The following is a 13086-nucleotide window of genomic DNA, read 5'->3' as shown; positions in this document are numbered from 1 at the left end:
CCCACAGCGATCTGCGCGATTGGCCCAACGATGATCAGGACCGTATTGGCGGCTGTGATGATAGGTTCGAGACATCGGAGCTTTCCTCTCCATGACGCACGGACTGATTTCCGAGCGTACCTACATCGCTCGTTCTCCTTCACTCAGAATCGGCAGCCGTCTCATCCGGCGTGAGCATAGGCTTCGCGCACGGCTTCCGGTTGATTGGCAATGGCACGCAGATAGCTTTTAGCTGCGGTATCGGGTGTGCGCTCGCCGCTTTCCCATCCCTTGATGGTTTCCTCCTCCAGACCGTACCACAGCGCGAACTGGCGGCGGCTGAGCCTCAGCCGCTTGCGGATGGCGGCGACATCCACCTCGGCCCTGTGATCGTTGTGAACGGCCCGGATACCGGACCCTCCGAAATCGGCGATGACGGCCTCGACGGTATCGGTATGGGGCAGCAGGACAGCAGCGTGCCCGAGCCCCTGATCTTTCGATTTCGCGATTAGCGCCTCGATGGCGCGCTTGGCGGCCAGCATCGTCATCCCCCGTTTGGCGAGCGCCATTGTGGCGGCGATCGCGTTCAAACTAGGCCAGTCCTTATGGTCCAGGGTCAGGGATCCGGCAATGGCGCCGGGCGAATGAATGAGGCTGGGATCCCGGTGCTCTATGAGAGCCCTGGCGCCAGAGACGACGTTGGCCGAATTACGGCCGTCGCTGGGCGTCTCAGCCACCTGTCGCAATCTGATGTCGGCTGTTCATCCGCACCGCGATCAACCGGGCCGAACCGTGTTTTTGATGACCGACATGGAAACCGGCACGTCGGAAATCGATCGGCTACGGGCGGCACTGGCGGCATCCGAGGCGGCACCCCGGCACCAAGCAAGACAAGATCAATCCTCATGGTCGGCTCACCTTGAACAGGGTCAGTTCTCGCCGGACCCGAGGAGACGCGTACGCAGGGCTGCGTTTTCGGATTCGAGCAGACTCAGCCGGTCGCGTAGAGCCTGCGTACCGGCGCGGATCTCGGCTTCGGTGAAGCGCGGCATGATGTGCTGCGGGCAGTTCCAGTCAAACGCCGCGAGGTGCAGCAGGAAGATCCGTTCCAGCGAGGCGCCATAGGCCTTGTCCGTCACCGCTGCGGCCAGTTCCGGTTCGGCATCGAGCGACACCGTTTGGGCGGTCGCGTAGATCTTAAGCCGGGTCCGGTTCGGATAGTCCATCAGGAACAGGCAGACCCGGTCATTCGCCGCGACGTTGCCGGTGCTGATATATTGCCGGTTGCCGCGGTAGTCGGCGAACGCGAGTGTCCTGTCGTCGATGACCTTGAGGAACCCGGCGGGACCGCCGCGGTGCTGGACGTACGGCCATCCTGTTTCGGAGACAGAAGCCATGTAGAAACTGTCGCGCCGGACGATGAAGTCCTGCTCGCGCCGGCCGAAGCAGTCGAAATCGCGATGGCCCTTGAAGTCCGACCAGAGCCGGTCGGCGCCCATGTCGGCTTGCACCCGGCGAACACTGGGGGTCATTGCGATATCCATGAATCCGTAAGGCATTTCCGTGTCTCGCTTTCTGTCCGTTTCAGTTCGCCGGGCGGCTTGCGCCACGGGCTCGCTTAGCTTGCTTGGAGCGCGGCCTGCTGCGCACGGGCGTAGCTTTCCGCGACCAGGGGCCACCAAGCCATAGAGTGCGCCGATCTCGGCCGCTTCTGGCCGCGCCCAGGTAAGGTGCGGTTCGGACAGCAGCGCGTGCGTGGTGGTCTGTATCACGTCGGAGTGTTCACGGGATTGATCCTTGTTTGATGATGTGCTGTCCGAAAGCTCCGGGCGCGCGGGTCAGTTACAGATTTTGCGGTCGAGGAAGTTGCGGATGAGCGGGGCCATCACGTCGAGCTTGTCCTCGAGCGCGAAATGGCCGCTGTCGAGAATGTGCATTTCGGCGTCGGGCAGGTCGCGCAGATAGGGATGCGCGCCGGCTTCTGGAAAAATATGGTCGTTCTTACCCCAGACGATCAGCGTCGGCGGCTTGCGCTCGCGGAAGAAGGCCTGAAACTGCGGATAGAGCGGCACGTTGCTGCCATAATCGCCCAGCAGATCGAGCTGAATGTCGCGGTTGCCCGGCCGGTCGAGTAACGCCTGGTCGATCACCCAGTTATCAGGGCTGATACGCGTCACGTCACCCATGCCGTCGCTATATTGGAACTTGGTCGTTTCCAGCGTGACCAATCTCTCCAGCGCCTTGCGCCGGGCCGGGGTCTTTTCGGCCCAGTAGGCCTTGATCGGATTCCAAAACGCCTTCAGCCCTTCGGTGTAGGCGTTGCCGTTCTGGACGATCAACGCCTGCACTTTTTCAGGATGCTTGAGTGCGAGCCGGTATCCGATCGGCGCACCATAATCCATGACGTACATGCTGTACTTGTCTGCGCCGACTTGCTGGGTGAGCTTGTCGACGACGTTGGCCAGATTGGCGAAGGTGTAAGAAAACGCCTTATGATCCGGCGCATCACTCTGCCCGTAGCCGGGATAGTCGGGCGCGATCACGCGGTAGCGATCAGCCAGCAATGGGATCAGGTTGCGAAACATGTGCGACGAAGTCGGGAAACCGTGTAGAAGCAGCAGCACGGGCGCACTGCGCGGACCGGCTTCGCGGTAGAAAACCTTCACGCCGTCGATCGTGGTAATCCTGTAGTGGATAACGGGCACCGACGCCGCCGCCAACGCCGGCTTATTTGGAGCGCATTGCGCAAAGGCGGCAACCGGGGTGGTGGCTACAAGAATGGCCAGCGCGCCGACGAGGTTTTTTTTCATCATAATCCTTGCCTTTCGAACATGGTGTCGATGGACATCGGCGTGCTGCTCTTCCAGGAGCAGGCAATGCAGGTGGCCATGGTGTGCGTCGGGTTCACGGCGGCCGAGGCGGACGGCCTGCGCCGGGCCATGGCGACCTTCAAGAACACTGGCACGGTATCGAAGTTCCAGACTCGCCTGCTCGAAGGAATGACGGAGAACGGCTATCCAGAGGAATTCACCGAACGCACCGGCCGGCCTTCGGGTTGGCCCGGCATGGGGCATTGTGGGCGATCAAGGCGCTATCCCGTGAACCTGCGGGATCGCTCGGGTCGGGGCTGAATCCTCCCCATAGGATCGCGCGTTAACGATTTCCGGCGTCCGCGTGAATCGCCCGCTTTTCGGCGGACTCCGGGGGTTAATTGCGCTGTTTCGTGGAGAATCCGAAGAATCGTCGCGGCGGGCCGGGTTGACGACAGGCAGGCGAGAGGGGGAGACGCATTGCCTTGCCAAAATGTTGCTGAGAGAGGACCTGTTGCCTCACCTAAAATGTTCCCTTGGCCATGCGATGCCGACGGCCGATATCCGTGCGAAATTGCTGGCAATGAGTGCCGCGACGATCGACCCTGTCTTGAGCCACAGCAATTGCCGCCACTGGCAGCCCGTGGTGACGATATAGAGGATCGCCTCCATGACCCGGCGCAAATCCGAACGTCGTGGTCTCCCCAGTCGTTTCCTCTCGGGCATCAGCGGCGCAATCAGCGCCCACTCCGCATCGCGCAGGACGTTTGCATACTCCAGCTCGTCCCGGCGATACTGCGCTCGGGTGATTTCAGTTCAGGCCATCTTGATCTCAACAGGTTCTCGCAAAACCCATGAATCATAACCTTCTAAAATCACTCGACTCATTTCCCGTCAGGCTCTAACATGGCCTAGGGCGGATCGACATTCAGGATTCCCAAAGGAATTGATCACTGATTCATAGGTATCCGTGTTGAGGCACGGAGCGTGTGATGGTGGCCAAGCGGTATGAACTGAGCGATGCGCAGTGGGGCAGGATCGCGCTCCTGCTGCCCGGCAAGTCGACTGACCCTGGTCGGTCTGGATCGGATAACCGCCTGTTTGTGAACGGATGTTTGTGGGTATTGCGGTCCGGTGCGCACTGGTGCGACCTCCCGGAGCGCTATGGCAAATGGAAGACGGTGCATCGGCGCTTCAGCCGCTGGTGCCATGCGGGCGTATGGGAACGGGTATTCGACGCGCTCACCGCCGATCGGGACAACCAGTATCTGATGATCGACAGCACCATCGTTCGCGCGCACCAGCAGGCGGCGACCGGAAAAGGGGGGCGTGCGATCAGGCGCTGGGGCGTTCCCGAGGCGGGCTGACGACCAAGGTTCACATGTTGGCCGATACTCTCGGCCGGCCGCTGCGCTTCATCATCACGCCCGGCCAGACCGGCGACATCACCCAGGCATCCGCCCTGCTTCATGGCCAGGGCGCTGACGCCGTGCTTGCCGACAAAGCCTATGACAGCAACGCCTTCCGAGCCACCATCGCGCAGATGGGAGCGGAAGCGGTGATCCCCTCCAACCGCTGCCGCAAGGTCGCCATCCCTCACGATGCGATCGTCTACAAGCTACGCAACCGCATCGAGCGATGCTTCGGCCGCCTCAAGCACTTCAGACGCTTCGCCACCCGCTATGACCGACGCACCATCCACTTCGCCGGCTTCGTCCACCTCGCAGCCGCTATGATCTGGCTACGATGAATGTCGATCCGACCTAGCAGGCTGTCGGGTTGGGGTACCAGCCTCTGGCGATCTGGGGTAAGCTTTCAGGATGAGCAGCTTCATCCCATTTGATCGATCGCAGCCGTATCTTCTGCCGCCGGATGTGAAGTCATGGCTGCCGTCGGACGATGTGGCGCATTTCATCGTGGCGGCGGTGGAGCGGGTGCCGCTGGGGGCCTTTTCGGTGCCCCGGCGGACTGGCGGCAAGGCACAGTATCATCCGCGCCTGATGCTGGCGCTGCTGATTTACGCCTATGCGAACGGCGTATTCTCATCGCGTCGGATCGAACGGGCGACATATCGTGACATCGGTATGCGCTTTGTGCCGGCGAACCTGCATCCTGACCATGACACGATCGCGACGTTCCGGCGCGGCAATCGCACGGCGATCGAGGCAGCGTTCCTGCATGTGCTGGAACTGGCACGCGAGACGGGGCTGATGCGGCTTGGCACGGTGTCGATCGATGGCACGAAGATTGATGCCAATGCCCCGAAATACCGTTCCATCCGTTATGATCGCGCGAAAGAATTGCGCGAGAAGCTGACCGCCGACATCGCCACCCTGATGGAGCGGGCAGAAGCGGCAGATGCGACCAATACGGATCACCAGGCCTTGCCGGAGGAACTGGCCCGCCGGGAGGCTCTGAAGGCAAAGCTGGATGAAGCCTGTGCGCGGCTGGAAGCGGAAGCCCGGGACCAGGCCGAGACCGCCCGGCCCGAATACGAACGCAAGAAGACAGCCTTTGATGCGAAGCGGGGACGGCGCGGTCGGCCGCCGAAAGAGCCGGACGATAAACCGCCACCAGACCGGCAGATCAACCTGACCGATCCGGACAGCAAGCTGATGCGTCGCTCCGACGCCCATGAATACCGGCAAGCCTACAACGCCCAGGCCGTGGTTTGTGCCGAGGGTAGCCAGTTGATCCTGGAACATGGGGTCGTTGCGACGACGGCGGACGCGCCCAGCTTCGCCGCCACCATCCTGGGCATGGAAAAAAGGATCGGCCTGCCACGCACCGTCCTTGCCGACACGGGTTTCGCCAGCGGCAAAGCCATCGGACTATTGCAGGCCAGCGGCGTGGATCCGCTGGTCGCCATCGGACGCATGGACCGGCGCCCTTATGACTTCCGGGCGGAACCGCCACCCAGGGAGCCGCGCCGGATCACCGAGCCCTGGCGCCTGGAAATGAAGGCCAGGCTGCAACAGAACCCGGCAAAAGCCCTTTACGCCTTACGCAAGCAGACCGTCGAACCGGTCTTCGGCATCATCAAAAGCGCCATGGGTTTCACCCGCTTCCACCTCCGTGGCCTCGCCAACGTCGCAACAGAATGGACGCTCGTCGCCCTCGCATAGAATTGCCGCAGCATCACACGGCTGACGGCCGCGTAAACGCCCTCGCCACTTATCACTATAGCAGGGCCCAACCCGACAGCATGCTAAGCTGGATTTTGGCGGTTTTGAGCGTTGAATCGAATGTGAAGAAGCATCGGATTCCTGTGCGCCTTGGGTCGGGCGAGACTCTCCTGCGAAGGAAGCGGGAGATTACCAATGGCGGGAGAGGGCGGCAGCGATGTCGGGTTCAGCGGGATAGCCTCGTGGCTGGCGCGGTTCCGGACGACCTTCACGACGCCGACATGGCGTCGGGTTCTTGTTCTGACATCCGGTGCGATCGTGTCGCCGGGACGACGGACAGTCTGTTCGGCACTGCGTGCGATGGGCCTGGAGGACGCGGCGGATTTCTCCTCCTTTCATCGCGTCCTGAACTGCAATCGCTGGAGCGCCGTAAGCGCCGATGTAAGGCGGCGTTGACGTAACGACTATTTGGCCTTTCGCTGGCGGGGTGCCCATTTCTTTGCCAGGGCAGTGAAGCGGGTTTGGATCAAGTCGACGTTTGGCTGAGTGTGGAGATCATGGGCGTCCCCCAGGGCTTCCAGTGCGTCCTCATGAAATTCATGCGTCGGATCAGTGAGGGCCTCCAGCTTTTCAGCATAGCCCCAGGGGCCTCCCGAGTCCTCGGGCGGACACATTCCGGTGGCCTCGAGCAGGCGTGGATAGCTGGCGTGCGGGTCGGCAGGGGCGATATCGTGGATCCTGACGCTATGCTCCCAGCCATCGCCGAAGTCGTAGAGGTATCGGAAGGACTTGCCTCGCATTTCCTCCAGAGCCTCAGCCAAGGTCGTCTTGCGCGCATCGAGCGGACCATCGAGACCATAGGAGGGGTCGGGGATGCCGAATCCCGTGCGTCCGAAGGTCAGTTCCCACAAGTGGCTGTCGGTCCATGCCAGCGCAGCCTGGAGGACGGTGTGCAAGCGATCGAGCCTGATACCCAGCGGCACTTCGATCATACGGCTCACAGCCGGTGTCACGTCATCCAGTGTGATCGTCATCCGCACGACGAAGGCATTGCTCAAGCAGCATGCTCCAGTTTTTGGATCTCTCTCGCTGCCTGCCAGTTCCAGGGCAGGAGTTCGTCGATCCGGTTAATCGGGTGGTTGCCGATACGTGCGATGACGTCGGTGAACCAGGCTTCGGGGTGCACGCTGTTCAGGCGGCAGGTCTCGACCAGCGAGTAAAACAGGGCCGAAGCGTCGCCCCCCTTGGTCGAACCGACAAACATCCAGTTGCGGCGGCCAAGGGCAACCCCACGCAGGGAATTTTCGACCAGATTATTGCTGATTTCGAGCAGACCGTCATCGCAATAGCGGACCATCGCCGCCCAGCGGTTGAGCGGATAGCGGCATGCCTTTGCCAAGGCACTGTCCGATGACAGCCCCCGCATCCGCGCTTCCAGCCATGGTCGCAAGGTAGCCAGCTTCGGGCATGCCAACTGCTGGCGAACCTGCCGTCGTTCATCGGGAGGCGCCCCCTTGATGGCGCGTTCGATCGCGAAAAGCTCGCCGATCCTTACCACGGCCTCGGCCGCGATCGGCGACGGGTTCTTTTCCAGGATGTCGGTAAACTTGCGTCGCGAGTGGGCCCAGCAGCCGACCTCGGTTACCTCGCGCGGTGCCTTCGTGCTGGGATCACGGTACAGCGTGTTGTAGCCGGCGTAGCCGTCCGCCTGAAGATATCCCCGATAGCCGGCGAGATGAGCTGCGGGATGCTCACCACCGCGACCGATTGTAAAGCGGAACGTTACGGCGGGCGGGCGCATGTCACCGCTCGAACGATCGTCGCGCAGATAGACCCAGAAGTACGCGGTGTGGCTACCGCCCTCGCCTGTGAGCAATGTGACCGGCGTCTCATCACCATGTATCTTGGAAGCTTCGAGAATGTAGGAGAGCAGCCGTTCGCCGAGCGGGGCCATCAGCCAGGCCAGTTTGCGGGACCAGCGGCCCATCACATCGCGATCGATGTCCACGCCCAGGCGACGCAGGATCATCGATTGACGGTGCCAGGGCTGATGATCGACGAAGCGGCTGACGAGAAGATGCGCAAGCAACGCGCTGCTCGCCATCACCTTCGGCAACGGCAGATCAATGGCTGGAGCCTGGCCGATTTTCTCGCAGGAACGACAGGCGATGCGGGGACGAACATGGCGCAGGACGCGGAAGCGGGCCGGAACGTAGTCCAGCACTTCGGTGACGTCCTGGCAGATGATGGTTTCGGCGCCGCCACAACCGCATGGCTGCGGGCGATGCTCCGTCGTCACGCGCGGGATGTGCGCGGGGATCGGCGCCCGGGTTCCAGCTTTCCGTGCAGATTGCGGCTTTGACGCTGCGGGAGCATCATCGTTGGCGAGTTGGGAGGCATCGACCTCTTCGAACATCAGGCGCAGTTGCGCGATGTCCATCTTCTCGGAACTGCGACCGAACTGGATGCGCAGAAGCCGAGCAAGGCGATGCTCCAGCTTTTCGATTGTCAGGGTCTGGATTTTGACGGTCTGCTTCGTTGCCCTCAGTTCGCTCCGTTCCAATTCCATGGCTTCGGCCATCTCCCGCAGCATTTTCTGCAGGAGAACCGGATCTGTGGGGAGGCGATCAAGGTCGAACCGCATGCCTTGAACTATAGCGCGAGCAACGTTCCGATCCTATATAAAACCTCAGTTTTCTGCGGTTTTACCGTTCACGCAAAGGTCGGTGCAGGCACCTCGTCATGGATGATCGCCTGCCTCCAATCGAGACCTTCAATCAGCATCGCCAATTGCGCAGCCGAGAGTCGGGCTGCCGCCCCGTCCTGGGTTCGGGGCCACACGAACTTCCCACGCTCAAGGCGTTTCGCATACAGGCAGAGCCCCGACCCGTCCCAGACCAGCGCCTTCAACCTGTCACCTCTTTTGCCGCGGAACAGGAATACAGCGCCGGAGAATGGATCGAGTTGCAGGATATTACTAACCTGGGACGACAATCCGTCGAAGCCTTTGCGCATGTCGCACGGCGCCAGCGACAGATAGATCTTCGCCGACGGCGGCAGCGTCAGACTCAACGTTCAAGCTCCCCGACGATGTCGAGGACCAGCCTCAGTGCTTCCCGGTCAACGAGCCTGTCGACCGATACGGTGAAGCCGCCCTCCCGCCGAATGTCGATGCGGCCGACCTCCGATGGCTTTGCAGGAGACTCGGAACTCACCAGTTCGACCGGCACGAACCCGGCCATCGCACCGCGCACCAATTGCTTGCGCCATGTGTATAGCTGGCCAGTTCCGATCCCGTAGCGTCGCGCCACTACCGCAACGATAGCGCCTGGCTGCGTCGTCTCTTTCAGAATCGCGAGTTTTTCCTCATTGCTCCAATGCCGCCGCCGCTCCATTCGCACGACCGCTCCACCATCCCGGCATGCGCTCATACGAGGCTCTTTTGACTGCTCAATATCCACTCGCAAGGCCTCCATGTGCCTCGCCAGCTTCACGCTATTCCCGCCCCGAACAAGGTCGGGTTCCGTCGGCGCTTACGGAGCGCCCTGTCCCTGTCCCTGTCCAGGACGCTGATTGTCTGGCTGGTCTCGGTTCTGGTTCCTGACGGTCCGGTCATCATCGGGATCGACGATACGCTGGAACGGCGGACAGGGCGCAGGCTCAGCGCGCGTGGCATTTATCGTGATCCGGTTCGGTCGTCGCGCGGACACTTCGTGAAAGCCAGCGGCCTGCGCTGGCAAGCGTTCATGCTTCTGGCGCCGTTGTCATGGACCGGACGGGTGTGGGGATTGCCGTTCCTGACTGTGCTGTGTCCCTCGGAACGCTACGCGCATGAGCGTGGAACGTCCCACCGGAAGTTGACCGACCGGGCACGGCAGGGCCTGCTTCAGGTCGTCCGCTGGCTTCCCGGACGCAGGATCATCGCCGTCACCGACAGTTCCTACAGCCGCATTTCCTGTCACATCTTGAGGTCAGACGGGATCGGGGGGATCGCCGCATGAACGTCGCACAGCAGGCCGAATTGAAAGCCCTGGTCGAGGCGGGTCCGGATCGACAGCGCGATGGCGTGGTACGCTGGCGCCGTGTCGATCTGCAACGCGTGATCGAAGAGCGCTTCGATGACGGCGAGACACTGAACCTATCTGCATTCCACCATTTCGACGCGGAACCAGCGGGTCCGGGTGCCGGAAATTCCGATGCACCTTGATGCCCTGCTGGTGGACCAGCCGCTTTCGGGCGGTCTGGAACCTTTTCAGCAGGGCACGAGTATGAAGCCGCTCTGCCTTCGTCCGAAGTTGGCGCGAACGTCGGACTGGACCAGCCGGGCCCTCCATCTGCCGCGATGGGCCGAGCTGCACCGTCTGGAACACCGCAGGCGTATTTGGGCGGCATGGATATTCTGGTGCAGTCCTGAATCTTTCCAGTTCCAGGGCAGGAGTTCATGCAGGCGTGAGACGGGCTGATCGTTGATCCGGGCAAGGATTTCGGCGAGCCATGCCTGGGGATCGATATCGTTGAGCTTGGCGGTGACGATAAGGGAATACACGTTGGCGGCGCGCTGCCCGCCACGATCAGAGCCGACGAACAGCCAGGCTTTTCTGCCCAGGGCGATGCCGCGCAGTGCGCGTTCGGCGGCATTGTTGGTCAGGCAGATCCGTCTGTCGTGGAGGAAACGGCAACGGGAACCGTCATCGACAGGCGGGCACCACTGTCACGCATCCAGACCAGTAGGTCATCGACCATGGCGCGATGCGCTCCTGCCGCACGGCGAGACGCTGCGTCGGCGTTGCGCCATTGATGGCGTGCTCGGTCTCGAAGATCGCATCGATCCTGCGCACGGCTTTCACAGCGAGCGGCGCCCACCCAGTCGGCCAGCGTTGAGGTGTCGAGATCGATCCCCTCGCGGGCAAGGGTCTCAGAGCCTGACCTGAAACGCGCGCTGGCGGCGATCCAGCGCGCGTTTCCTGTGCTTCGGTGCTCACGGCCATCAAGGCCGCTCCGCTCGATGCTCGGAAACACACGCTGAACGCGCACTGGTTCCTGATGCTTGCGGATGCACGCGAAAAGTTGGAGGCTTGGCGCAGAGACTACAACGAGGTCCGCCCGCATGGGGCGATTGGCAACAGGACGTCGATCTCGCTGCATATTCCCGGTGACATATCCAGCCCATTACCGTGAAACCACGCCGAAAACTCTACCATCCGGCGGTCCAACGTTTGGGAGCAGATCAGAAAGAGCGGTCAATTCGACAGTCTGTTAGAGGAGTTGCGTCTCTGGGCTAGGTAGCGCGCATAGAGGCTAGAATTCTGACTGTATGTAAGGACAATCTAAGTGTGTCTTCTACATGGGTGGAATGTTTTTTTTATCTGGTTTTTTTACTAGGTGAATGTCGGAGATGGGGTTGCCGAGTTTTTGCGTATTATCGACTGGATGATGAATAACGGATTGTCGCGTGAGCAGGTCAGAGTTATTGCGGCCGCACGGCGAGCAGACATTTTTATCGACGCTTGAGGAGGAAGAGCATGGATCAAGCACATCGTTGGCTTAATGAGAACCCGAGTCTGGGCACTGGGCCGATCCCAATCGAACCTTACATCTCGAAGAGCTATTATGATGCCGAATGTGATAAGATTTTCCGCCAAGTATGGCTCTGTGTCGGGCGGGTTGAAGAATTGCCTCGGCCGGGTGACTATAAAGTCAAACGGATCGAGGTCGCGAACACGTCCGCGATTCTGATCCGTGGCAAGAATGAAGAAATTCGTGCCTATCATAATATGTGCGCGCACCGGGGCAATACGGTGGTGACTGAGAGCGGGGAGGAGACGTTTGGCGGCAATCGTGCTGCCGTGTTGACGTGCCGCTTCCACGGCTGGGTGTATGGCGCAGATGGGGAGCTCAAATCAGTTCCGCAGGAGAGGCGATTCTATCCTTGCTTTCATAAAAACGAAAATGGTCTGACGCCCATTCACTGTGATGTGTGGAACGGCTTCATCTTTATCAATCTGTCGGAAGCGCCGGCTACAGATCTCCGTCAGTTTCTTGGATTATATGCCGATCACCTGGACGGGTATCCGTTCGCCGAAATGGACTATGAATTCAAGTATCATACTTACCTGAACTGTAACTGGAAGGTTGCGCACGACGCGTTTGCCGAAGCTTATCATGTCGATACCATTCATGCGGGTTCGTTTCCCAATACCTTTTCATCCGGATTGCAGAATGTGAAGCTATTGGGGCCTCATCGTACATGCGCAGTGTGCTTGACGGCCGATGCCACTCCGACGCGGATTGGGGCTTTGGCGAATAGTCTTGCTCGTGGGTCGCTGACAACGGTCGAAGGCAAGACGTCTGTCTTGCCTTCGACGATCAACCCCGACGGACGTGGTGACTTTGCCTTCGAGTTGGGAGTGCTATTTCCCAATACATTGATCCACGTCTCCGAAGGAATTTGGTTTACGCATCAGTTCTGGCCGATGGCGCATAACAGAACATTGTGGGAAGGGCGGTATTATGTCCGGGCACCGAAGACGCATAGCGAGCGCTGGGCATTGGAGCACGCAATGATTCTACAACGTAATGCGTGGCTTGAAGACACCGCGACCATGGAAGCCACACAACGGGCGATGGAATCGGGCGCCAAACGCTTTCAGATTCTGCAGGATGACGAAATTCTTATTCGTCACGGTGCAGCAGTCGTCGATCAGTATGTAAACGGATAAAGGGTGTATGAGGTAATGAATAAGTCATGTCTTAAAGGTTTCGAGGAATTGGCAATATTCTCGATGTGGGATCTGGATACACCCGATGCCCGCCAGGCCCAGCGTCAATCTTCATCGCCGGAACAGCTTCAGATGCTTTATGACGGTATTACACCGCATCTTGAAGCGATTATGGAAGAGCTTGATCGTTTCCCGCTTGGTGAATTACCTGAAACCCGTCGATTCCTACTTAATCTGGCATTTTCGATGGCAGAAGTGGCCCCGCATGTTGAATTATACCGCTGCGATCCCAAAGTGCCCTATGCTTTCGAGGAAAAACGTCTGATTGCCATCCATGGAGGACAATCAACGTGGCACGGTAACCCTCCCAGGAGTCGCGAGCGCTGACACAGTGCTATTGAGTGCTATGACGCTTCGCTTGTACAATATGATGATTGTTGAATTCTCTACGAG

The 13086-nt window shown here is 60.1% G+C and carries 13 protein-coding genes and 5 pseudogenes; 9 read left to right on the top strand and 9 right to left on the bottom strand.

What is annotated here, in order from left to right:
* Nucleotides 1-161: 161 nt before the first annotated feature.
* From ACMAUO_RS17185 to ACMAUO_RS17175, 3 genes are all read right to left on the bottom strand, one after another.
* Nucleotides 162-569, bottom strand: coding sequence for a helix-turn-helix domain-containing protein (locus ACMAUO_RS17185; RefSeq protein ID WP_420358121.1), 408 nt, complete (start codon nucleotides 567-569; stop codon nucleotides 162-164).
* A 339-nt stretch (nucleotides 570-908) separates the two neighbouring features.
* Nucleotides 909-1523, bottom strand: a complete 615-nt coding sequence (locus tag ACMAUO_RS17180; RefSeq protein WP_420358120.1) for a pyridoxamine 5'-phosphate oxidase family protein — start codon at nucleotides 1521-1523, stop codon at nucleotides 909-911.
* A 294-nt stretch (nucleotides 1524-1817) separates the two neighbouring features.
* Nucleotides 1818-2792, bottom strand: coding sequence for an alpha/beta fold hydrolase (locus tag ACMAUO_RS17175; RefSeq protein WP_420358119.1), 975 nt, complete (start codon nucleotides 2790-2792; stop codon nucleotides 1818-1820).
* Nucleotides 2793-2813: 21 nt separating this feature from the next.
* Here ACMAUO_RS17175 and ACMAUO_RS17170 point away from each other — a divergent pair.
* Nucleotides 2814-3017, top strand: a pseudogene (locus ACMAUO_RS17170) (OB-fold nucleic acid binding domain-containing protein); the annotation flags it as partial.
* 393 nt (nucleotides 3018-3410) lie between these two features.
* Here the strand turns inward: ACMAUO_RS17170 and ACMAUO_RS17165 are convergent.
* A pseudogene (locus ACMAUO_RS17165) lies at nucleotides 3411-3599 on the bottom strand (transposase); the annotation flags it as partial.
* A gap of 182 nt (nucleotides 3600-3781) precedes the next feature.
* Between ACMAUO_RS17165 and ACMAUO_RS17160 the strand changes: the two are divergent.
* The 3 genes from ACMAUO_RS17160 (at nucleotide 3782) to ACMAUO_RS17150 (ending at nucleotide 6370) form a co-directional block, all read left to right on the top strand.
* Nucleotides 3782-4539 (top strand): IS5 family transposase gene (locus ACMAUO_RS17160; RefSeq protein WP_420358118.1). Its coding sequence is split into 2 segments (ribosomal slippage): nucleotides 3782-4124 and nucleotides 4124-4539, totalling 759 coding nucleotides; the frame shifts between segments, so codons are not numbered across the junction.
* A gap of 70 nt (nucleotides 4540-4609) precedes the next feature.
* A complete protein-coding gene (locus ACMAUO_RS17155; protein ID WP_420356365.1) occupies nucleotides 4610-5914 on the top strand; it encodes a transposase in 1305 nt (434 codons plus the stop codon).
* A 195-nt stretch (nucleotides 5915-6109) separates the two neighbouring features.
* Entirely contained in the window at nucleotides 6110-6370 is a 261-nt protein-coding gene (locus ACMAUO_RS17150) for a transposase (protein WP_420358117.1), read from the top strand.
* Between the two features lie 8 nt (nucleotides 6371-6378).
* Here ACMAUO_RS17150 and ACMAUO_RS17145 read toward each other — a convergent pair whose 3' ends face one another.
* From ACMAUO_RS17145 to tnpA, 4 genes are all read right to left on the bottom strand, one after another.
* Nucleotides 6379-6972, bottom strand: coding sequence for a plasmid pRiA4b ORF-3 family protein (locus ACMAUO_RS17145; protein WP_420355401.1), 594 nt, complete (start codon nucleotides 6970-6972; stop codon nucleotides 6379-6381).
* The gene (gene tnpC, locus ACMAUO_RS17140; protein WP_420355400.1) at nucleotides 6969-8483 is read right to left on the bottom strand and encodes an IS66 family transposase; all 1515 of its coding nucleotides are present in this window, start codon (nucleotides 8481-8483) and stop codon (nucleotides 6969-6971) included. The genes ACMAUO_RS17145 and tnpC overlap by 4 nt, the downstream gene beginning before the upstream one ends.
* A gap of 143 nt (nucleotides 8484-8626) precedes the next feature.
* Nucleotides 8627-8986: an IS66 family insertion sequence element accessory protein TnpB gene (tnpB, locus tag ACMAUO_RS17135; RefSeq protein WP_420355399.1), complete on the bottom strand. Its 360-nt coding sequence runs from the start codon at nucleotides 8984-8986 to the stop codon at nucleotides 8627-8629.
* A complete protein-coding gene (tnpA, locus tag ACMAUO_RS17130) occupies nucleotides 8983-9390 on the bottom strand; it encodes an IS66-like element accessory protein TnpA (RefSeq protein WP_420355398.1) in 408 nt (135 codons plus the stop codon). The genes tnpB and tnpA overlap by 4 nt, the downstream gene beginning before the upstream one ends.
* Here tnpA and ACMAUO_RS17125 point away from each other — a divergent pair, their 5' ends adjacent.
* Nucleotides 9391-9915 carry a transposase gene (locus ACMAUO_RS17125; RefSeq protein ID WP_420358116.1) on the top strand — a complete coding sequence of 175 codons (525 nt, stop codon included), beginning with the start codon at nucleotides 9391-9393 and terminating at the stop codon, nucleotides 9913-9915. It abuts the gene before it with no gap.
* Nucleotides 9909-10031, top strand: a pseudogene (locus tag ACMAUO_RS17120) (IS630 family transposase); the annotation flags it as partial. The gene ACMAUO_RS17125 and the pseudogene ACMAUO_RS17120, both read left to right, overlap by 7 nt.
* Nucleotides 10032-10331: 300 nt before the next feature.
* Here the strand turns inward: ACMAUO_RS17120 and ACMAUO_RS17115 are convergent.
* Nucleotides 10332-10773: pseudogene (locus ACMAUO_RS17115) on the bottom strand (IS66 family transposase); the annotation flags it as partial.
* A 151-nt stretch (nucleotides 10774-10924) separates the two neighbouring features.
* Here ACMAUO_RS17115 and ACMAUO_RS17110 point away from each other — a divergent pair.
* The 3 genes and pseudogenes from ACMAUO_RS17110 to ACMAUO_RS17100 all read left to right on the top strand — a co-directional run.
* Nucleotides 10925-11092, top strand: a pseudogene (locus ACMAUO_RS17110) (integrase core domain-containing protein); the annotation flags it as partial.
* A 344-nt stretch (nucleotides 11093-11436) separates the two neighbouring features.
* On the top strand, nucleotides 11437-12633 hold the full coding sequence (locus ACMAUO_RS17105) for an aromatic ring-hydroxylating oxygenase subunit alpha (protein WP_420358115.1): 1197 nt from the start codon (nucleotides 11437-11439) through the stop codon (nucleotides 12631-12633).
* 3 nt (nucleotides 12634-12636) lie between these two features.
* Nucleotides 12637-13020: a hypothetical protein gene (locus ACMAUO_RS17100; protein WP_420358114.1), complete on the top strand. Its 384-nt coding sequence runs from the start codon at nucleotides 12637-12639 to the stop codon at nucleotides 13018-13020.
* Nucleotides 13021-13086: the final 66 nt, after the last annotated feature.

It is taken from the genome of Gluconacetobacter brunescens, from assembly GCF_048695475.1.
Taxonomy (GTDB): domain Bacteria; phylum Pseudomonadota; class Alphaproteobacteria; order Acetobacterales; family Acetobacteraceae; genus Gluconacetobacter.
The sequence above is the reverse complement of the archived record's forward strand: the minus strand, read 5'-3'. Positions and strand labels throughout refer to the sequence as shown.

What these genes read in the sequence shown, in the direction of transcription:
- ACMAUO_RS17175 (WP_420358119.1), bottom strand. Translation starts at nt 2,792, where the DNA reads ATGATGAAAAAAAACCTCGTCGGCGCGCTGGCCATTCTTGTAGCCACC.
- ACMAUO_RS17105 (WP_420358115.1), top strand. Translation starts at nt 11,437, where the DNA reads ATGGATCAAGCACATCGTTGGCTTAATGAGAACCCGAGTCTGGGCACT.
- tnpC (WP_420355400.1), bottom strand. Translation starts at nt 8,483, where the DNA reads ATGGAATTGGAACGGAGCGAACTGAGGGCAACGAAGCAGACCGTCAAA.
- ACMAUO_RS17150 (WP_420358117.1), top strand. Translation starts at nt 6,110, where the DNA reads ATGGCGGGAGAGGGCGGCAGCGATGTCGGGTTCAGCGGGATAGCCTCG.
- ACMAUO_RS17155 (WP_420356365.1), top strand. Translation starts at nt 4,610, where the DNA reads ATGAGCAGCTTCATCCCATTTGATCGATCGCAGCCGTATCTTCTGCCG.
- ACMAUO_RS17180 (WP_420358120.1), bottom strand. Translation starts at nt 1,523, where the DNA reads ATGGATATCGCAATGACCCCCAGTGTTCGCCGGGTGCAAGCCGACATG.
- tnpA (WP_420355398.1), bottom strand. Translation starts at nt 9,390, where the DNA reads ATGGAGGCCTTGCGAGTGGATATTGAGCAGTCAAAAGAGCCTCGTATG.